At 60.8% G+C, this 18863-nt stretch carries 15 protein-coding genes; 11 read left to right on the plus strand and 4 right to left on the minus strand.

Features of this window, described 5'->3' with window-relative positions:
- The first annotated feature begins 80 nt into the window (after window positions 1–80).
- Window positions 81–2117, plus strand: a complete 2037-nt coding sequence (locus KBB96_RS09595; RefSeq protein ID WP_211634477.1) for an RNA polymerase sigma factor — start codon at window positions 81–83, stop codon at window positions 2115–2117.
- 290 nt (window positions 2118–2407) lie between these two features.
- On the opposite strand, the gene KBB96_RS09600 is transcribed toward KBB96_RS09595, so the two are convergent.
- Both KBB96_RS09600 and KBB96_RS09605 read right to left on the minus strand, forming a co-directional pair.
- A complete protein-coding gene (locus KBB96_RS09600) occupies window positions 2408–3433 on the minus strand; it encodes a hypothetical protein (protein WP_211634478.1) in 1026 nt (341 codons plus the stop codon).
- Window positions 3434–3598: 165 nt separating this feature from the next.
- Complete coding sequence (locus KBB96_RS09605) at window positions 3599–5488, minus strand: FAD-dependent oxidoreductase (protein ID WP_211634479.1); 1890 nt, start codon at window positions 5486–5488, stop codon at window positions 3599–3601.
- A 118-nt stretch (window positions 5489–5606) separates the two neighbouring features.
- On the opposite strand from KBB96_RS09605, the gene KBB96_RS09610 reads away from it, so the two are divergent.
- The gene (locus tag KBB96_RS09610; RefSeq protein WP_211634480.1) at window positions 5607–6473 is read left to right on the plus strand and encodes an AraC family transcriptional regulator; all 867 of its coding nucleotides are present in this window, start codon (window positions 5607–5609) and stop codon (window positions 6471–6473) included.
- A gap of 235 nt (window positions 6474–6708) precedes the next feature.
- Here KBB96_RS09610 and KBB96_RS09615 read toward each other — a convergent pair whose 3' ends face one another.
- On the minus strand, window positions 6709–7902 hold the full coding sequence (locus KBB96_RS09615) for an FG-GAP repeat protein (RefSeq protein ID WP_211634481.1): 1194 nt from the start codon (window positions 7900–7902) through the stop codon (window positions 6709–6711).
- 245 nt (window positions 7903–8147) lie between these two features.
- On the opposite strand from KBB96_RS09615, the gene KBB96_RS09620 reads away from it, so the two are divergent.
- Window positions 8148–8702, plus strand: a complete 555-nt coding sequence (locus KBB96_RS09620) for a redoxin family protein (protein ID WP_211634482.1) — start codon at window positions 8148–8150, stop codon at window positions 8700–8702.
- Window positions 8703–8768: 66 nt separating this feature from the next.
- Here the strand turns inward: KBB96_RS09620 and KBB96_RS09625 are convergent, their stop codons facing one another.
- Entirely contained in the window at window positions 8769–9752 is a 984-nt protein-coding gene (locus KBB96_RS09625; protein WP_211634483.1) for an NAD(P)H-dependent oxidoreductase, read from the minus strand.
- A gap of 156 nt (window positions 9753–9908) precedes the next feature.
- On the opposite strand from KBB96_RS09625, the gene KBB96_RS09630 reads away from it, so the two are divergent.
- From KBB96_RS09630 to KBB96_RS09665, 8 genes are all read left to right on the plus strand, one after another.
- Complete coding sequence (locus KBB96_RS09630; protein ID WP_211634484.1) at window positions 9909–10250, plus strand: winged helix-turn-helix transcriptional regulator; 342 nt, start codon at window positions 9909–9911, stop codon at window positions 10248–10250.
- 273 nt (window positions 10251–10523) lie between these two features.
- A complete protein-coding gene (locus KBB96_RS09635) occupies window positions 10524–12311 on the plus strand; it encodes a sensor histidine kinase (protein ID WP_211634485.1) in 1788 nt (595 codons plus the stop codon).
- A gap of 29 nt (window positions 12312–12340) precedes the next feature.
- Window positions 12341–13168, plus strand: a complete 828-nt coding sequence (locus KBB96_RS09640; RefSeq protein ID WP_211634486.1) for a response regulator — start codon at window positions 12341–12343, stop codon at window positions 13166–13168.
- Window positions 13169–13198: 30 nt separating this feature from the next.
- The gene (locus KBB96_RS09645) at window positions 13199–13726 is read left to right on the plus strand and encodes a hypothetical protein (protein WP_211634487.1); all 528 of its coding nucleotides are present in this window, start codon (window positions 13199–13201) and stop codon (window positions 13724–13726) included.
- A gap of 93 nt (window positions 13727–13819) precedes the next feature.
- Window positions 13820–14596 (plus strand): SIR2 family NAD-dependent protein deacylase, encoded by a 777-nt coding sequence (locus KBB96_RS09650; RefSeq protein ID WP_211634488.1) that lies wholly within the window; start codon window positions 13820–13822, stop codon window positions 14594–14596.
- Between the two features lie 158 nt (window positions 14597–14754).
- Window positions 14755–17775, plus strand: a complete 3021-nt coding sequence (locus tag KBB96_RS09655) for a discoidin domain-containing protein (RefSeq protein ID WP_211634489.1) — start codon at window positions 14755–14757, stop codon at window positions 17773–17775.
- A gap of 151 nt (window positions 17776–17926) precedes the next feature.
- Complete coding sequence (locus tag KBB96_RS09660) at window positions 17927–18205, plus strand: hypothetical protein (RefSeq protein WP_211634490.1); 279 nt, start codon at window positions 17927–17929, stop codon at window positions 18203–18205.
- Between the two features lie 32 nt (window positions 18206–18237).
- Window positions 18238–18843 (plus strand): hypothetical protein, encoded by a 606-nt coding sequence (locus tag KBB96_RS09665; protein WP_211634491.1) that lies wholly within the window; start codon window positions 18238–18240, stop codon window positions 18841–18843.
- The last annotated feature ends 20 nt before the right edge of the window (window positions 18844–18863 follow it).

Below are 18863 nucleotides of genomic sequence, written 5' to 3' on the forward strand. Positions count from 1 at the left end.
GAGCCAGCCATCCGGTTCATACGTTTTCTGTCGGATTCCCCTCCGGAGCGGCCATATTGGAATGAAGGGTGTTCCGGTATATGTTCCACGATTCGGCTCCAGCATCCACCGGCGGGCTCACGCACCGTCCGGAAGCCGCCTTGCGCGATCTCTTCACCGCGCACGCCGGTCACGTCTATGCGACGGCGGTGCGCTGTTGCAGAGGCCGCATGGATCTGGCGGAGGAGGTCACCCAGGCGGTCTTTTGCGAATGGATGCGCAGCTCGGCAACCTTCCCGGCCGATGTCGTGCCCGGAGGCTGGTTGCACCGCTGCACGGTTTACAAGTCCTCCGAGATCCTGCGGAGCGAGGCGCGGCGGAAGCAATACGAGCGAAGGGCCGCCACCCAGCAATCGCTGCTCGCCACCGGAGCGGATGACCCGCACTGGCGGGAACTGGCTCCGATGATCGATGAAATCCTGGAGCATCTGCCCACGGCGGACCGGAACGCGCTGATCCTCCGCTTCTATGAACGCTGCGATTTCCGGGAAGTGGGAAGGAGGCTCGGCCTGTCCGCTGACACGGCGCAGAAGCGGGTATCGAGAGCACTGCAGCGGTTGAAAGCGGAGTTCGCACGCCGTGGCATTCACAGCACCGGCGGCACCCTCGGCTCCTATCTCGCCACGGGCATCATCTTCGCACCGCCGCCCGGATTCCTCTCCAGCCTCACCCTGCCCTCCCTCTCCCCCTCCACCGCGACCCTGAAAACCCTCACTGCAATCATGAGCACAAACACGAAACTCGGTATCCTCGGCGCGGGTCTGTGCGCCACGCTGGCGATCACGGCACTGATACAGCACCACACCCTCGCGGATCAGAAGCAGTCGATCCGCGATCTGCAGGGGCGGCTGGCCGCGGCAGGCGTACCCTCCTCCGGCCCGATGGTGAGATCCTCTTCCGAACGCAGGGCGCGGACGACTTCCTCAGGCAAGGATTCCGCCATGCGCCCGGAAGATCTCTTCGCCAAGGCGCTGGCTGAAACCGACCCGCTAAAGCGGATGAGCGAGTGGACCGGACTGCTCCAGTCGATGCGGAAGGACGAAGCGGTGGCGGTGGCGGAAATGTTCAAGAACCACATGGAGGACTTCGACCACGAGCGGTTTCTATTCCTGCGATCCTGGGGGGCGCTGGATGGCAGGGCAGCAGCCGATTTCCTGAAAAAGACGGGGGTTTATTCCGAGGATTTCACCGCGGTCATGGCTGAATGGGCCCATCAGGATCCCGCTGCCGCAGTCGCCTGGCTCGAGGCGAATCCCATGGAAAAAAGCAGCGCTCTGGTGGGCATCACCGAAGGATGGGCACGGAAGGATCTGGCCTCCGCCTCAAGGTGGGTGGAGAGTCAACCCGGCTCCCAGTCACGGTTGGATATGCTGAACGTGTTGTTCAAGCAGCAGGTCGAGCAAGGAGGCCTGGAGGGAGCCAAGACATGGTTCGCCAACATCGGCAGCGACCCACACAATGATAACTACCGCCAGCGCGGCTATGAGCTGCTCTGCGTGGAAATCAGCAAGGGCGATCCGGACGCAGCCCTGCAATGGCTGGAACAAAACGCCACCGCCGCCTATGCCCGCAAAAGTGAGGCTGTGGACGGAGTCTTGAGGCAAATCGCGAACAGAGACGGGGAGAAAGCCGTGCAGTGGATCCTCGATCATCCGGAGGTTTACGGCTGGAGGGGCCGCAGCCACACACTCGCCGAGGCAGTGGAAACATGGGCCAAGCGCGAAACCGATGGTCCTGCGGATTTGCTCAAGGGTCTGGCGGGAACCGAGAACTACGATCCATCGGTCGCGGCCTTCGCTTCAAGCACCAGGGCCCGGGGGCTCTACGAAACCAGCTTGGAATGGACGCAAACCATCGGTGACCCGGAAACACGTGAAAGGATCTACTCTGAAACCGCCAATCGATGGTTGAGTGCGGATCGCGAAAACGCCGGCAGCTATCTGCGGAATCAAGGCTACACGGCGGAAGAGATCACCAAACTCGCCGCCCCGCGCAGCTTCACCCTTAGCGGCGGCATGCGGCTCGGCTTCAGCGAAGCCGACTCAAGCGTCGTATCGGAACCGACCAAACAGGAGTAGTAAAACAAACTCCAGCCGCCGTCTTCATGAAGCATCGCCATCGCGGCCCTTGGCAAAGGCGGGAATGAGATCCCATGAGTCTCCGGCGGATCGATTTACGATATTCCCAGCAAACAAAAAGGCAGGGACGCACCGCCGGGGCGTCCGGGCGGTGGAGATATGTACAAAGCCTAGATTGGAGAGAGGTATTATTTGGGTTCAATGCAATCCATTAAAGAACTATACTGATTTTCGGTTTTTAGGGAATGCTTCGGAGGGAAGCCGGATTGAGTGATTACAGCATGATCACACTACTTTGAGATCGACTTTGTCGAAACCACACCATCGGAGGTGGCTGATATGATTTGCATTCCATTTTCTGATGGGATGCTTAATATTGCGGCAGGAGCGTTCTGTTTGTGCAAGGAATTTGGATTATAGGTTGCAACAACAAGAGATCCGTCATCCGTTCGATAAAATAACCCCTCTTCCTTCGAGACCCCAGAGCTAGTGAGTTTAAATAAATTTTCTGGATGGGAATTATATTTTTCCTTATAGTGATTCAACTGGGATACAATATACCTCAAATAGTCTTCCCGTTTAATTTTGTCCAATGGATTACCGCCGTTTTGAGATTCCCTCCATGCTTGCCTTCTTTTAGCATAATCGCGGATTGTGGCAATTTGCTCCTTCCGCTGACCATCCTTAGCCTCTGTGAAAGAAAAAAGCAGTCGATGTTGTTTTTGAGGATCTTTTAGAATATCCTCAATTCTTTGCCAATTTTGTTGTTCCGAGGCATTATCTGATTGTTTTTTACTGGAAGCAAATTCGATAGCCTTTTCACTCCCCAAAATTTCACCTAAAACATAAGACATTACTTCTAGATCATTGTCGGGAATTTGAATTTGGAAAAAATCCGTATGCTCTAAAATCCCAACAGTCGTCGCACCCCCCTGTATTAGCAGTTTTGCGACAGGATAATCTTCTCGATGAAGACCTTTCAACGATGTGTCCGAAGGGTCGTCATATTCGGGAAATGGGATGAAAGTCAACTTATCGAAAAGTAAGTCGCCATATTTTGAAATTAGTGCAACACCACCATCGGCGATTTTTTTTACCGCGCTTTCTTGGGTGTATTGCCCGTCAAAGGGGTATTCCTGCGCTGCGCTATCACCCTGGTTGTGAACAGCGGTGCGTTTCACCACGACTCCTTCCAACGGCTGCTTTTCAACCGGGATGACGACATGGCCCTCGATGGGGACTGATTCCTGGGCAAAAAGCGGGGCCGCCAGACATAGCAACCCGGAAAGCACGACAAAGAAAATCTTTGGATTCATGGGGAGCGGTTGCATACGACCCGTGACGAAAAACCGACTGAGCCTCAAGAGGATTCGCTATTTTCACCGGTTTTTCACATTTCGGATCATCTCAATGCAACGCAGAGGCAAGTTTTCTCCGTTTGGGAATCTGTGCATCAAATTGTCCCACCCTTCAGACGATGCTCAGGCTCCGCCCTTCTTCGAGGACTTCGACATGAGAGCCTTCAGTTCCTCCAGGTGCTTTTCATACACACCGCGCGGGGTGGTGCGATGGCGGACGGCGATGGACGCGGCCTTGCCGACGATCTCGCCCATCATGCCAGTGGTGCGCATGACGCGCACGGGACCGAGCGCCTCGTGGTCGACGCTGATGTCGCGGCCCGCCATGAAGAGATTGCCGATGTTGCGGCTGTAGAGGCAGCGGTAGGGCGCCCAGTAGGGGCCCTTGTAGCTGTACTGCTTGCCCTCGGTGGCCTTGGAGATGAACTCATCGCCATCGTGACCCTTGGCGAAGGCGGGATCGGGCGCGTGGAGGTCGATGTGCCAGGAGCACGGGAAGCAGCCGTCCGGGAAGACGGTGCCCTTGCGGAAATCGTCCGCTTTCAACACGACATCACCCATCAGGCGGCGCGACTCGCGCTTGCCCGCGATGAAGGCGGCCCAGCCGAGGCGGTGGTTCGGGTAGAGACCGTCGACGTTCTTCAAGGTGTCCCACGCGCCGTACATGGCGCGGAAATTGAGATCGCGGATGTATTCGATCTCGGTGACCTGGTCGCGGTCGAAGCCGCTTTCCCAGAACCATTCGCCGAGGTTCCGGATCGGGGTGCTGCCCCATTGGCCCTTCTGGCCCTTGCGGCCGGGGAAGGGCTTGTTGCTGAGGTCGATCGCCCACGGGCAGCGCGGGAAGGGCATGGGAACGGTGCCTTCGTTCACGGCGAGGGAGAGCGCGTCCTTGTCCTTGCACTCGCACTTCAGCACCTCGGCGGGATTTCCGGTATCGAGCACGTTCCAGAGATTGCTCGCGCCCATCTTGCCGTCCTTCCCGGCCTCGAAATCGGCGCCGGCCATGAAGCCCACGGTGCCATCGCCGGTGCAGTCCGCGAAGAAACGGCCGGAGATGCGGAGGCGCTTCGCGGTGCGGACGTTGCGGGAAACTACGGCGGAGATCGTACTTGAGCCGCCCTTCTCCACGCCGATGACGCGCTGCTCCATGAACAGGGTGATGTTCTTCTCGGCCTTCACCACGTCCATCTTGCGCTGGTCGGCGTAGATCGCACCACCGCGGGCATTGCCATCGCCGGTGGTTTTCTGCGGCACGAGTTCATCCACGATCTCGCCGACGAAGGGGTAGGGCTTCTGGCGGGTGTGGCCTTCCGGCCAGACGCGGACCTCGGACGAGCCATTGCCGCCGAGCACGGGGCGGTCCTGGATGAGCGCGACCTTCAGGCCATTGCGCGCGGCGGAAACGGCGGCGGCGGTCCCGGCAATGCCGCCACCGGTGATGACGAGATCGTAGCTGCCGCCATCCTCCGGTTGCGCGGAGAGGCCGAGCCAGCGGAAGCGCGCGGCCTCCAGCGTCTTGCCACCATCGGGAGGCGTGAAGGTGGGATCGTTCGAGAAGATCACCGCATCGCAGCGGCCCTCGAAGCCGGTGAGGTCATGCAGCGCGAGGGTGGCGGAGGCACCGACGGTGACCTTTCCCCCGCTCTGCCAATGCCACTCCGCACCCTGGGTGCCGAAGGTGGTGGCGAGCGGCTTGCCATCGACGATGAGCTGGAATTTTCCGGGCGCGCCCGGGGCCTTCCACGGTGCGACCCAATCGCGGGTGCGGACCCAGACGCGGTATTCGCCGGGCGCGGGAAACGCAACCTGCGTGACCGCGTCCTTCACCGGCACGCCGAGGCCGTGGGCGAGCAGGTAGGGCGAGCCCATCTGCTCCATCGACTGCTGGTCGAGATCCCAGCCGCCGAGGTCCGAGAAGGCCTCCGCCTCGATGAAGACCGGGCCGGTGGCGGCGGTGGCGGCGGAAACGAAGGCGGTGGAGAGGAACAGGGTGCGAGCAATGGAGTGCATGAGGCGGGATTGGCTTCTACGGACACTACGTGTTTCCAAATCCTGTTTCTTCACAGGTTTTACTTGTCTTTTCCGGACAAAAACTTGTCCGGATGACCACGTGGCGTAGCCTGCGGGCATGGCGCTGGCTTCCTACGAACGGCTGATGACGACCTCCCCCCACCTGCTGTGGGCGACGGAGCGGAGCTGGGATGCGGCGGAGGCACGGGAGCGGGAGCACCGTTACGAGGGCGGGGAAAACACCTGCTGGTTCGTGCAGGAAGGCCGGGCACGGGTGACGATGGAGGATGGTACGATGAGTGACGTACTAGAAGGACAGTGGCTCTTCCTGAGGCCGGGGCTGCGGCACCAGGAGTTCGGCGGGCCGTTCCGGTTTCTCTCGATCGGGCTGCGCTGGCGTTGGCCGAACGGGCTGCACCTTTTCGAGAAAGGACTGCCACGCGTGGCGGCGGAGAACGAGGTGCCGGAATTGCAGCCAGCGGCGCGGGATGTGATCGCGCGCACGGCGGCGCTGGTGCCGCGGCATCACCACTATCTCACGCTGGGGGAGACGAGTCTGGCGGCGTTCGGGCGGCTGGCGGCGCTGGCGGGGGATTGGGCCGCAGCATTCGCGGTAGCCATGGAGCGGCTGGAGATCGGCGCGGAGTTGCTGGAGGACTTTGATCCGCGGCTCGAGGCCATGCACCGGATGCTGGGCACTCTACCGCTGGACAAGGAACTGCCCGCGGCTGTGATCGAGGCGGCCACGGGATTGTCCGAGCGGCAGTTGAACCGCCTCTCACGCGCCGCCGGAGGACGCACGCTGCGGGAGGCCTTTGAAAACCGCCGCTACGAATACGCGCGGGAGGCGCTGCTGGAACCGGGCGGACGGGTGAAGACGGTGGCCAGCGCGCTGGGGTTCACGGATCTGGCGTTGTTCAATAGATGGTTCCGGAGACGGTCCGGGAGAAATCCGCGGGAGGTGCGGGGAAAGATGCAGTCGTGAGGAGAGGAACCACGAAAGGCACGAAAGAACACGAAAAGAGGAGGCCCACGGATTGCACGGGTTCGGGTCTTCTCTTCGTAGCCGGAGTGGTGACACTTCGGGCTGGGAGGATTTCCAATGTCGTGACGGGAATATTTTCCCACCGATGCCCATCCATGGCGGAGTGGTCCTGCAACTTTCTTCGCGGGCTCACCCAGCCCGAAGTGTCACCACTCCGGCTACAAAGAGAGAGGATCTATTTCCTCTCGTTCCAGTAGATGACGAGATTCTTTGTCGCGCGGCCGGAGGCGATGAGGTCGGGCTTCCCATCGCCGTTGAGATCGGCGGCTTTGAGGTCCTCGCAGGCCATGCCGTTGTCATCAATCACGGCGTGGCGGGTCCAGGTGCTGCCATCTTCCGCCGCGGGGATATAGAGCCGCAGGCCGACCTTCTTGTCCGCTCCGGCGGGTTCGCGCCAACCGGCCACGACCTGATCGTAGCCGGTGCCGAGGAAATCGGCGGCGGCCAGCGCGTGACCCTGGTTGAGGGTGTCATCGAGCAGCACACGCTTCTGCGACCAGAGACCGGTGGTGGATTCCGGATTCACCGCGACCTGGTTGCCGTGCATCGGCTCGATGGTGGCGATGAAGCGCTTGCCATCCGGCAGCTTGCCAAGGCGAACCTCGCCGGCGGGTTTTTCCGTGAGACGCCCGGCCTGCCATGGGGTGTCCCCTGCCCCATCGCTTTTCCGCAGGAGGTGGACGCCTTCCTTGCATGCGACCAGCAGCGAATCGCCCGCGGTGCCAGGCCAGGCAACCGGAGTGAAATTGTGCGCCATGTGGAACTGGTCATTGAGCAGGAAGGTGGACCATGGCTCCGCGGCTTCCTTGCCGGGACGATAGCCGAGGAAGCGGATGCCATCGCCCGCGCCATTGACATTGCCACAGCCATGCAGTGGCAGCACGGCGAGGAAGGGATGACTTTCCGGGTCCCGCACCCATTGCATGCGGTGGACGGTGGGTTCGCGGTGTTGCTCGTGCGCGGTCCATGGCGCGGTGCGGTCTTCGCCGGGGATGAGAGTGAACACCGCGCCGCTGTTGCGGGTATCCCCGGGATTCCACTCGCCACCAATGGCCACCTCCGCGCCGCCCTTGGAGCCGATGTTCGCGGCGGCGATGCAGACGTGATCCTGCTTCGTCAGCGGACCGGTGAAGCGGTGCTTCTTCCAATCCGGTGCCTGGTACCAGACCGTTTCCTTGGAATCGACCAGCGCGATGTCCAGCTTGCCATCGCCATCAATGTCCGCGATCGCGAGGCCGTAGCCGATGCCGAGCCGGTCATCAATGGTCTGCGCGCGGAACACCGCAGGTTGCGCCTCCGGCAGAGCGTGGAGCGACCCGGCGGCGGCCAGAAGGCAGGCGTAAAGGGCGGAGGTGCGGAAACGCGGCATCCGGAGGCTACGCGGGCTGCCGCGTGATCTGTCGGAAAAGCGGTGATGGTTTTCGAGAGGTAGGTAGCGCGAAGTTTGGCTTCACGGGAGGATCTCCGGCCGGGAGACAAACTCCCGAAGGATTGCCACAACGGCGGACGTTTGCTTATGGTTTGAAAAGCGTGGCCGGATTTTCACCTCTCCGAATGGAGCGACAAGACGATCCGGCCGCAGCTTTGTTCCTGCAAACATTTACCGACCATTCCATGAAAACCAAACTTCTGTCTTTGTTCGTGGCCGCCGCGGCCCTCGGCTCCAACGCCCTGGCGCTCACCAGCGGCGATCCCGTGGAAATCGATGCCGTGAACCGCGGCCGCAAGGTGCAGGGCGACGTGCCGAAGGCATGGGAACCCGGCAAGGTCTATGTGCTCGAATGCTGGGCCACCTGGTGCGGCCCGTGCGTGGCGGCGATCCCCCACGTGGACGGCCTGTATGACAAGTACAAGGACAAGGGCCTGCGCGTGATCGGCATGAACGTGTGGGAGGACGACAAGGGCACGGTGGAGAAGTTCGTGAAGGGCAAGGGCGAGGGCATGTCCTACCCGGTGGTCTTCACCGGTGACAAGGGCTCGGCTTTTTCCAAGAAATGGCTGATCCCTGCGAAGGCCACCGGCATCCCGTTCGCCTTCGTGGTGAAGGACGGCAAGCTGCTCTTCACCACCCACCCGGCCAACCTGAACGATCAGATGATCGAAGGCCTGCTCGCCGGCGGCGCGAAGCAGGATGAGATCGTGAAGAGCATGTCCGCGAAGAAGGAGTAGCCTCCAATGGCCCGGCGGAACGCTGCGTGGCGTTCCGCCGTTTCCCATCCCCTCGCCCGAACTTTCTCAGAGCGCCAGCGAGGCCTCGATGGGGGTGATTTCGAAATCAAGCCACGGGGCGAGCGGGAGGTTCCGGCAGAGGGCGAGGACGGATTCCGCATCGCGCTCACGGAACAGGAGGAAGCCGCGCCAGTCGGATGGTGCGGTGTCCTTCGGCGGGAACTGGGCGGAGATGAGTTTCCCCTCGCTCAGCAGGCTGTGCAGAGCACTGGTTTCGGCGGGGATTTTTCCTGCAGGGGCGTCGTCCGGGGTGGAGGCATGGCGGACCGTGACCATGAAGCGCGGTACGGTATCGAGCGCCGTTTCCGGATCGAAGTCCGCGCTCCGCGGGAACCGGAGGACCGGCCCGGTGAAGATCGTTTCCAGGCGGGAACCGAGATCGGAGAGCCAGCGGCGGCGGATATCATCGGTGACGTGCGCGGCCTCCCAGGCGACGAAAGGCGGCAGCGGCGAGAAGCCATTGAACCAGAAAACACCGCGATGGACGGGCGCAAGTACGGTGTCCAACGTAGGATGCAGCCCGCCATGGCCGTATTGGGCGGCGGCACCACCGGTGGTGAGCAGGACCATGGCGCGCTTTCCCGCGCCGATGCCGTTTTCGTACCACCGCCCGCGGCTGTAGATGCGCTGAAAGGCGAAGACGCGGTCCACCCAGCCCTTGAGAATGGCTGGCATGCCGAACCACCACAGCGGGAAACTGAAGATGAGAAGATCCGCCTGCTCCAGCTTGCGGATCTCCGCTTCGATTTCCGGAGTAAAGCCGTCGTGGGTGCTGGCATGAGCTTCCTCCCGCTGCTGTTTGAGATGGGCGGGATCTGCCACGGTGGTGAAATTCCGCCGGTCCGAGACGGGCTGGAAGTTCATGGCGTGCAGGTCGGTGAAGGTGACCTGGTGCCCCTGCGCGGCGAGAACGCGAGCGGCCTCCGCGGCCATGGCGGAGGAAAAACCGCCCGGTTCGTGATGGGCGTGGACGATGAGGACATTTGACATGCGGAGTAGGCTACCCCATGGGGACAATCCGTAAACTACCCACCCTTTTATCCCATAGTTACCAAAAGGTCCTAATTGGGCGGAATGAGGTGTTTCCAGCGTGGAAGAAAGTTTCCTCCTCTTCAAAGCGGAGCCGAATGACAATCCCATGAAATCATGAAACACGACCAATGCCCGGTGATGCGTACGCTGGAGGTGATGGGCGGCAAGTGGAAGCCGATCATCCTCCACTATCTGGACGAGGGCCCGCGCCGCACCGGTGAACTCGGGCGGCTGATCCCGCAGGCGAGCGGGAAGATGCTCACCCAGCAGCTCCGGGAGCTGGAGCGGGACGGCATCGTGCGGCGGAAGATCTACCGCGAAGTGCCGCCGAAGGTGGAATACTCGCTGACCCCGCGCGGCGAATCCCTTCGCCCCATCATCCGCGCGATGTGCGAGTGGGCGAAGGTGAATCCGCGGGAAGGCAGGAGGCGGGATCGAGCTGGCTCGGATGGATAGGAGCAGGATGAGCTTCCGAAGAAAATCAGGGTATCACCGGCCGGACCATCCGACAACCAACATGCAAATCATATGCAAATACGCCATGGACAACCTGATAAATCTGAAATCACACCTAACATTCAAATAAGTGTTTTTTCTCGACAAAAATATCATTCAGAACTCTCTTCACACGATAAATCCATTTCTAACGATAATTATTTACCATCCCCGGAAATCCATCCCACCATTTCATTCGGTCCCGAATTATAGATAATTTGATTATATTTATTTATGTCCAACCTAAGCGATGCCATCTGGAATCTGAATGCAGAGGCCGAATACGGTCCTTCGGATCTGGAACTGGCGGATCAGGGGCAAACCGTATTCCGCAGGTTCGGAGAAAAACTCCTGCAGACCATCCGGCAAAACCAACCGTCCGTTCACAAAGGGTATCTGGCGGTCGCAGGTCTGGCCCGGGCGGCGTTCAAGATTGCCGCCACCTTCCCACCGGACTCCCCGGTTTTCGGGATCGAGATCGAACGTTCGTTGACGGACAATCTGTTTGGCAATCAGGAGACCTTCCGGCACATGGATTCACAGGACGCGGGATTGCTGCCCGGGAAGCTGGAGCCGGGCCAGTCCCGTATCGTGATCAAGTTGCTCGGAAACGGAGAGTACTTCGGTCTGTTCTGTGCGGATGTGGATTCCGCAGGAGCCAATCAGTTGGTGGGTGAACTGCGTTCCGCGTGGCAGGCCATCTGCCGCTGCCTTTCCGAGGCCGTGTTTTCGATGCGCTTGGAAGCACTCGCCGCACCCTTCAACTTTGGTGAAATCGCCGGCGATGGAAACGTCTCCGAAAAGGATCTCCATGAGCAGATCTGCCGTCAGGCGGCACTCGGCTTCGCCGCCGATGGGGCTGTGCTGCGCCTCTACAACGAAGCAGAAAGCACTCTGGAGGTACGTGGAAGCTGGGGGGAAATCCGTCATGCGCCCGGGGAGCGCGGTGGTCCCGCCGAACGCATCTGCCAACGTGTTTTCGAAGACGATGGGAACTATGGCACGGCAAGGGCTCTCCGATCCGGAAAAGGATTCGGCATCGAAATCACCGCGGACGATGAGGAAACCCTCCGCCGTGTCGGCATCGGCTCCTACATGGTGATGAGTCTGCAATCCGATATCGTATCCACCAGTTTTGCGGGCAAACTCGGCACCCTTTCCATCTTTCACTACCGCGAACATGAGTTCTCCCTCCGGGACATCCGGTTGTTCCATTCATTCACGGAGCGGGTCGGAGACGATCTGGCACTGATCGCTCTGATGAGAAAGCAGGAGGAGATCAATGAGTTCGTGATGACCCAATCCAATGCCTCGACCCGTGCGGAGATCATCTCCCTTTTCGCCCACGATCTGGGCCACAAGGCGATTCATGCCACGGAAAAAACCCGCGACTTGATCGACAACGCCAAAAAGGCGATCCGCCAAAAGCTCTCGTTTGAGAAAATCCAGACTTCGGCGGAGGAGGCGGAGGAAGCCTGCCTGCGGATGGAGACCGAGCTGGGACAACTCAAGAATCTCACCAAACATTTCGATCCGGGAGACGAGGAGGATTTCTCCGTGCATGATTTGTTCACCAACATCCACCGCGATTTCAGAGCCGCCCTGGACCGCAACGGCATGAGCATGGAAATCCAGGTCAGCGGCAATACCACGCTGCGCGGTGCCCGGCGGGTCTTGCAACAGGTCGTTTTCAATCTGGTGATCAACGCCATCGATGCACAGAAATCGACCGGCAGGAGCCGGAAGAACATCATCCACGTGCGTTGCACGGAAAACACCACGGGATCGCGCCGACAAATCAAAATCCTCTTTTGGGATGACGGACCCGGCATCAGCTGGGCGCACTTCCCCAATCCGAACGATATCTTTCTTCTCGGAAAAACCTCCAAAAAGGACGGGCAGGGTACCGGCACGGGACTGCCCATGTCCCGCCGTCTGATCGACAGTCATTTCCGTGGCAGCCTCGAGTTGAAGGATCGGAGCAAAGCCTTGTTTGAATTGACCCTCGAAGCGACAGCCTGAGTTCGCCAATATTCTCCAAATCGAAAAATATGAACGAGACCTATTCCCCCGTGGCACTGATCGTGGACGATGACGAAGCTGTTGTGGCCCGTTTGTCGAGGAACTTTCTTCGCGAAACTTCCATGGGTGTGCTTGTGGCGCAGACTCTCTCCGAGGCTGCGGATCTCATCGAAAACGATGATGTCCGCATCGACGCCCTCGTGATGGACTTGAACTTCCGGGAAGGAACGCGGGATGACAGCCGCGATCTGCGCGATGGCCTGGATTTCATCCAGTTTGCCCAAAAGGCACGGCAGGAGGTTCCCACCGCTGTTGTCTCGGTGGAGGGAGATGATGCGGATCGGAAAACCCAGGCGCAGAGGATGAAAATCCGCGTCAACAGTTGGCATCCGAAGCTTGGCCAGCAGCCGGGGCCTTTGAGCCCGTGGGCCACCGTGGAGCGAGCCTGCCTGACCAAGACCTTGAAAACGGATCGCGATTTTCGCTCCCGACTGAAGCAATTGGGAATCGAGGTGCAGGATCTGCTTACGGACGAAGCCATTGCGGAAAAGGTGCGCAAGGTGGTGCGCTTCCCGCGTCTGACCTATCTGACAAATCTGGGATCCGATTTCGAGGCGATCAGACCGATTGAAGTGATCTGTTCACAGGTGGGGAAAGGACGCTACTCCGCCAGCGCCATTCAGATCGGCATGCTTACCTCCGGCGAGGGGGAGAATCTGGATGAGGCGGTCGAAGATCTGGCCGGCATCCTGGTGGAAGAGGCGAAGCTCTATCTGTCCGGAGACTATGAACCGATGGGCTATGCCGCGAAAGTGCGGGACAATCTCCTGTCCTTCCTCAAGCCGGTGTCCGCGTAACATCCTCCCGATCGAACAATATTTCCGGATATGGCTATCAAGCTGAAGGATCTCGACCGCTTTCTGGTAAGCGGCAAAATGGGCTTTGATCGGCGTGAGGAGTCCAGACACACGGGGTATGTGGTCCGCATGGGGAATGCCAGGCTCGGCCTTCCCACCCTGCTGAGGGTCTCCCATGGAGGGGGGGATGCCGCCCTCAACAACATCAAAGGCGTGGCCCAGGCTCTGGGGCTGAATGTCAAGGAGCTGCAAACCGCGGAGAAATGCCATATCTCACGCGAATGCATCCTTCTCATGCTGTCCGTCCACATGCTGGACTTCGCCGTCAACCGTCGCGCCATGTTGCGGGACAAGGATGAGGGCGAGGCGGGCATCCGGGCCATGGTGGAGTCCGTGAAAATCATTCTGGCTCAAACCCCCACCTTGTCGAAAAAAGCTTGGACCGGGGAGGAATTGAAAGCCTTCGGGCGGGTGCGCCATCTTCTGCAGCAATGGGAGAAGGAACCCCTCACGGCGGAGGCAGCCAAAGCCATCATTTCCCACACCAGCAGGGGATAAGCCATGAGCGTCCTCCCCAAGCATCTGGCCGACTTCATCAAGTACAGGCGTTGCATTGCCTTCGTCGGCGCGGGGTTTTCCCGAATCTGCGGCATGCCGGACTGGACCGGTCTGATGCGCAACATGCTGGAATATTGCCACGAATTGAACGGTGACACGCCCGAGCTTCAATCCAGCAAAAGGAATTTGGATGCTGGCAATTTGACAGAAGCTGCCAATGACTTGCGGGATATGTTGCATCCTGCGGAATACTTTGAATTCCGCAAAAAACAGTTCGCGTGGCAAAAATACTCAGCGGCTCCAAAGGAGATATACGAACGCATGAGACTACGGCTTCAGAATCTGGAAGCCGCACCATGGTCCGGAATCATCACGACCAATTTCGACAGCTTGATCTACAATGTCTGTGGAAACAATGGCTGGCTCATCCACTACGGAGACGACAGCTCCTTGGGTCATGTGCTCAGCAGCAAGGAACGTTTCCTTGTCTACCTTCACACCGTTGCAGGAAACAAGAGCAAGGTGGTTCTTTCCTCGGAGGACTATTTCAAAGCCTACCTCAACAATTCCGAGATCAAGACGGTGATTCCCTTTCTGAAAGCGGCCATGTTGAGCCATCATTTCGTATTCATCGGCTGCTCGATGGAACCCCGGTTGCTTGATCTCCGCAAGGAACTATATCAGGCATTCGATGGAGAAATTCCCGTTTCCTATGCGTTGCTGCCCAATACGCAGCAGAACCGCGACCGGGAGGGATACCTTGGAACATTCGCCATCAGGCCGGTGTTTTACGACGTGGAGACCGTCTCCGATCCGCCTCATATGGCCGTGGATCAATTTCTGGAAGAGACCGCGGCGTTGAAGGTGTGAGGCTCCGCTTTGTCCGGCATGTGGTGGCCCACACGCTTTTCGGGGAAAGCCCAATATCCCGGTCAATGTCCCTCCAGCGCATTGATTTTCCCTAGCGCGGGGCGGGATTCCGCTGTTAGCCTCTCCGGGTGGCAGGATACGAGGAAAACCCAGTGATCGTGGATGATTTCGCAGCGCCGGATTCGTGGATGGCGGTGGCCTCCGGTCTGGCGACATTGAAGATCGATGCGAAGAAGCCGGCGAAGGCGAATGACAATGCCAAGCCTGCCAATGGCGGCGGGCAGGCGTTGCGGATGGATTTCGATTTCAAGGGCGGCGGCGGCTTCGTGGTGGCGCGGAAGGTGATCCCGATGAAGCTGACGCAGACGTGGGAGTTCCGCTTCCGGTTGCGCGGGCAGGTACCGCCGAACCGCTTCGAGTTCAAGATCGTGGACCCCTCCGGCGCGAACGTGTGGCGCTGGACGGAAGAGCCGCTGGAGGTGAATGGCAAGTGGCGGGAGATTGTGATCCCGGCGAGCCGGATGCCCTTCGCGTGGGGACCGGCGGGCGGCGGCGTGCCGACGGACGTGGGCGCGATCGAGTTCGTGATTTCCGCGGGCAGCGGTGGTGCCGGGCAGCTGCTGGTGGACCGCTTCGAGTGGGTGGACACGGGCGCGCTGGTGCCGGTGTCCTGCCAGGCCTCGTCCGGTGATCCGAACGCGCTGCGCGATCCCTCCAGCGCGAATCCATGGCATGCGGCGGAGGACGATGCCGCGCCGTGGGTGGAGCTGGATTTCGGACGCGCGCGCGAACTCGGCGGGATGATCCTGCACTGGGTGCCGGGGCATGCGCGGGATGTGGCGGTGGAAAGTTTTCACGGTGACTCGTGGCGGCCGGTGCTGGAGTTGAATGGCGTGCATGGGAGGTTGACTCCCGTTCCTCTGCCCTCTCCGGAGACGCGGCGCATCCGCTTGAAGCTGGGTGCGGGCGCGGCGTTGTCATGGATCGAGTGGAAGGGCGCGGAGTTCTCGCGGTCCGATGATGAATTCCTGCATGCGGTGGCGGCGGAGTCGCGGCGTGGCACGTTTCCGAAATACTGGTCGCGCGAGCAAACGCTGCTCACGCCGGTAGGATCGCCGCTCGGTGGACCGCGCTCGATGATGAACGAGGAGGGCCTCGTGGAGACGGATGCGGCGGGGCCGTCGCTGGAGCCATTCCTTCACGATGGCGAGCGGCTGTGGACCTGGGCGGACGTGCGGCCGGTGCCCTCGCTCGATCACGGCTGGATGCCGCTACCGAAGGTGCGCTGGGAATGCGGGGATCTTTCGTTGGAAACCTTCGCCGCACCGTGCGACTTCGGTCCGGTGCGCGGGACGGTGGTGGATTACGCGGTGGCGAATACCGGGAAAACATCGCGCACGGTGAAGCTGCATGTGGCGGTGCGTCCGTTCCAAGCGACGCCGCCTTGGCAGCACTATCAGAAGCTGGGCGGCAAGAGCGCGATCAGCGCGATCGAGATCCACGGCCGCGTGTGCCGGCTGAATGGCGAGCGGCAGATCCTTGCGATGGATGAGCCGAGCGCGGCGGGTTGCCAGCCATTCGTGGCGGGGCGTTTGGTTTCACGGTTGGGCGATCACGGCACGCCGGAGGCACAGCGCACGACCGATCCGCTGGGTTGGGCGGAGGCGGTGTTTACGTTCGAGATCGAGCTGGCTCCCGGTGAGAAGGCCACGCGGCGGATGGGCATTCCGTTTTCGCCGCTGGCGGAGATCGAAAAAGCCGGGTGCAAGGAAGCGTGCGCGCGCAAGACGTGGAAGCAGGAGCTGGGCGGCGTGGAATTCGACGTGCCGCCGGAGTGGCAGGACGCGGTGGACGCGTGGCGCACGGCGGCGGCGCACATTCTGGTGAACCGCCAGGGTGCCGCGATCCATCCGGGCCCGCGCCGCTACAACCGCGCGTGGATCCGCGATGGGGTGGTGATGGGTGGCGCGCTGGCACGCGCGGGCGCACCGCAGGCGTATTTCGATTTCATGCGCTGGTATGCGCCGTTTTTGCGCGAGGATGGCTTCGTGCCGTGCTGCGTGGATGACCAGGGCGCGGACTGGTTGATCGAGTATGACAGCCAGGGCCAATGGCTGCATGGCATCGCCGAGTGCCACCGCTTCGGATCGGGCCATGCGTTTTCCGAGGCGCTGTGGCCGACGGTGAAGAAGTGCGTTTCGCTCACGCGGGCGCTGCGCGAGCGTCGCCCCGGCGAGGGCTACCGCGATCCGCAGAAGCGTCCGTTCCGCGGGCTGCTGCCGGAGTCGGCGAGCCACGAGGGTTATCTGGCGCATCCGGTGCATTCGTACTGGGATGACTTCTGGGCGATCCGCGGGCTGCTGGACATCGCGCGGCTGGCGGAGCGCATGGGCCGGCCGGAGCGGGAGGTGAAATCCTTCCGCGCGCTGGGCGAGGCGATGGTGGAAGCGGTGACGAAGTCGCTGCGGGCGACGATGGAACTACGGGACATCTCGTACGTACCCGGATCGGTGGAGTGGGCGGACTTCGATCCGGCGGCGACGGCGGTGGCGGTGACGCTGCTCGACGGGCTGGGCGTGCTGCCGTGCGACGGGCTGGAGAAAACCTTCGACAAGTATCTGGAAGGCTTCCGCGCGAAGGTGCGGAACGAGGTGCCGTGGACAAATTATTCCGCGTATGAAATGCGCATCGTCCCGGCGCTGGTGCGGCTGGGGCGTCGTGAGGACGCGCACGAACTGCTGGAGTTCCTGCTGGCGGACCGCCGCCCGAAGGAGTGGAACCAGTGGCCGGAGATCACGTGGAAGGACCCGAAGAGCCCCGGGCATTTCGGCGATCTGCCGCACTCGTGGATCGGCGCGGAGTACGTGCTGGGGTTCGCCTCGCTGTTCGCCTACGAGCGCGCGAGCGATGACACGCTGGTGCTGGCGGCGGGCCTGCCGCTTTCGTGGTTCGACCACGGGCGGAACAACGGCGTGGAGAACCTCGCGACCTACTATGGACGCCTGACTTACTCGCTGCGCCACAGCGGCGGGGACTGGAAGCTGGACATCGCGCCGCTGGCGATTCCGCCCTCGGGTGGCATCGAGGTGAGATTGCCGGTGGCATCCCATCTCAAACGGATCGCGGTGAACGGGGAGATGATGTGGGTGCCGAAGGATGGGGTGGTGAGAGTGAGGTAATTTCCCATTGTAGTCGGAAGCTCCGCTTTCGAATGGTCTCCGCCAGCTCCGGTTGGCGGCGGCCAGTGGGGCCAAACGATCCCCGATCCCGCAGAGGGAAAGCTGGAGCTTCCCCCTACATTCAATTACGCCATTCATCGTAAAAACGATCATGCACCTCATCCACACCTTGAGCGAGCGGATGAAGATTCATCTCGGCATGCCGGTCTCGGAATTCCGCTCCTTGTTGGAGCAGGAGAGCTTCAAGGATGGAGTTGTGGAGAATTGGAATGAGTGCTCGCTGGCGATGGAGGCGCGGACGGTCCATGACCTCGATTGCGCTGTGAGCGTGACCTTCCGCGACGGCATACTGGCGAAGATCGAATACGGGCTGATGGACTATTACGGCAGCAAGGTGGTTTCACCCGGACCCGCGACCGAAGAAAATTAGAAACTTCCCCGCCCCACCGGCGTTTATACGGCATGAAAGCGACCATGCGGACGACCTGCTGGCTGGCGCTGGGACTGTTGGGGATTTTCCTTGGCAGACTCGCGTTGCAGGACGGACGGGGTTCGCAGGCATTGGCTTTTTTCCAACAGGTGGCTGCGGTGGCGCAGACGATGGAAAACCGTGCGCATCGTCCTGCGGCGGATGTTTCCGCTGCGGACCTCATGATGGCGGAATCTTCAACAGAGGCCGTGTCGCCGCAGGCGCTGGCCCAGCAGCAACGCCGGGTGAAGGACCGCATGGCGGAGCTGACGGAGAGCCTGGATCTGGATGTGGAACAGGTGGCGAAGCTGCGGCCGATCGTGGAGCACGCCGAGGCAAGCATGACCCGGGCGATGGAGCGGTTTTTCGACAAGGAACCGCGAACGGCATCCGCCTCTCCCCCGCCCTCTCCGGGTGAGGTGATGCGTGAAAGCCATGAGCTGGCGGACAGCCAGATCACCGCGTTGCTGCGCCCGGATCAGGAGGAGAAATTCCAAACATGGTTGCAGGAGCGGAAGGAGCGCATCCGCCATGTGGCGAACCGCCGGAACATGCGTCCACCCGGCAACGGGATGCAGCAGCCGGTACAGGATGCGTGATTGGGCCATCCGGGCAGAGG

The organism is Luteolibacter ambystomatis (assembly GCF_018137965.1).
In the GTDB taxonomy this organism is placed as follows: Bacteria; Verrucomicrobiota; Verrucomicrobiia; order Verrucomicrobiales; family Akkermansiaceae; genus Luteolibacter; species Luteolibacter ambystomatis.

Bases quoted from the DNA above. Each gene is read 5' to 3' on its own strand.
- KBB96_RS09620 (WP_211634482.1), top strand. From the start codon at position 8,148: ATGAAAACCAAACTTCTGTCTTTGTTCGTGGCCGCCGCGGCCCTCGGC.
- KBB96_RS09605 (WP_211634479.1), bottom strand. From the start codon at position 5,488: ATGCACTCCATTGCTCGCACCCTGTTCCTCTCCACCGCCTTCGTTTCC.
- KBB96_RS09665 (WP_211634491.1), top strand. From the start codon at position 18,238: ATGAAAGCGACCATGCGGACGACCTGCTGGCTGGCGCTGGGACTGTTG.
- KBB96_RS09660 (WP_211634490.1), top strand. From the start codon at position 17,927: ATGCACCTCATCCACACCTTGAGCGAGCGGATGAAGATTCATCTCGGC.
- KBB96_RS09645 (WP_211634487.1), top strand. From the start codon at position 13,199: ATGGCTATCAAGCTGAAGGATCTCGACCGCTTTCTGGTAAGCGGCAAA.
- KBB96_RS09615 (WP_211634481.1), bottom strand. From the start codon at position 7,902: ATGCCGCGTTTCCGCACCTCCGCCCTTTACGCCTGCCTTCTGGCCGCC.
- KBB96_RS09600 (WP_211634478.1), bottom strand. From the start codon at position 3,433: ATGAATCCAAAGATTTTCTTTGTCGTGCTTTCCGGGTTGCTATGTCTG.
- KBB96_RS09635 (WP_211634485.1), top strand. From the start codon at position 10,524: ATGTCCAACCTAAGCGATGCCATCTGGAATCTGAATGCAGAGGCCGAA.
- KBB96_RS09630 (WP_211634484.1), top strand. From the start codon at position 9,909: ATGAAACACGACCAATGCCCGGTGATGCGTACGCTGGAGGTGATGGGC.
- KBB96_RS09650 (WP_211634488.1), top strand. From the start codon at position 13,820: ATGCCGGACTGGACCGGTCTGATGCGCAACATGCTGGAATATTGCCAC.
- KBB96_RS09640 (WP_211634486.1), top strand. From the start codon at position 12,341: ATGAACGAGACCTATTCCCCCGTGGCACTGATCGTGGACGATGACGAA.
- KBB96_RS09595 (WP_211634477.1), top strand. From the start codon at position 81: ATGTTCCACGATTCGGCTCCAGCATCCACCGGCGGGCTCACGCACCGT.
- KBB96_RS09610 (WP_211634480.1), top strand. From the start codon at position 5,607: ATGGCGCTGGCTTCCTACGAACGGCTGATGACGACCTCCCCCCACCTG.
- KBB96_RS09625 (WP_211634483.1), bottom strand. From the start codon at position 9,752: ATGTCAAATGTCCTCATCGTCCACGCCCATCACGAACCGGGCGGTTTT.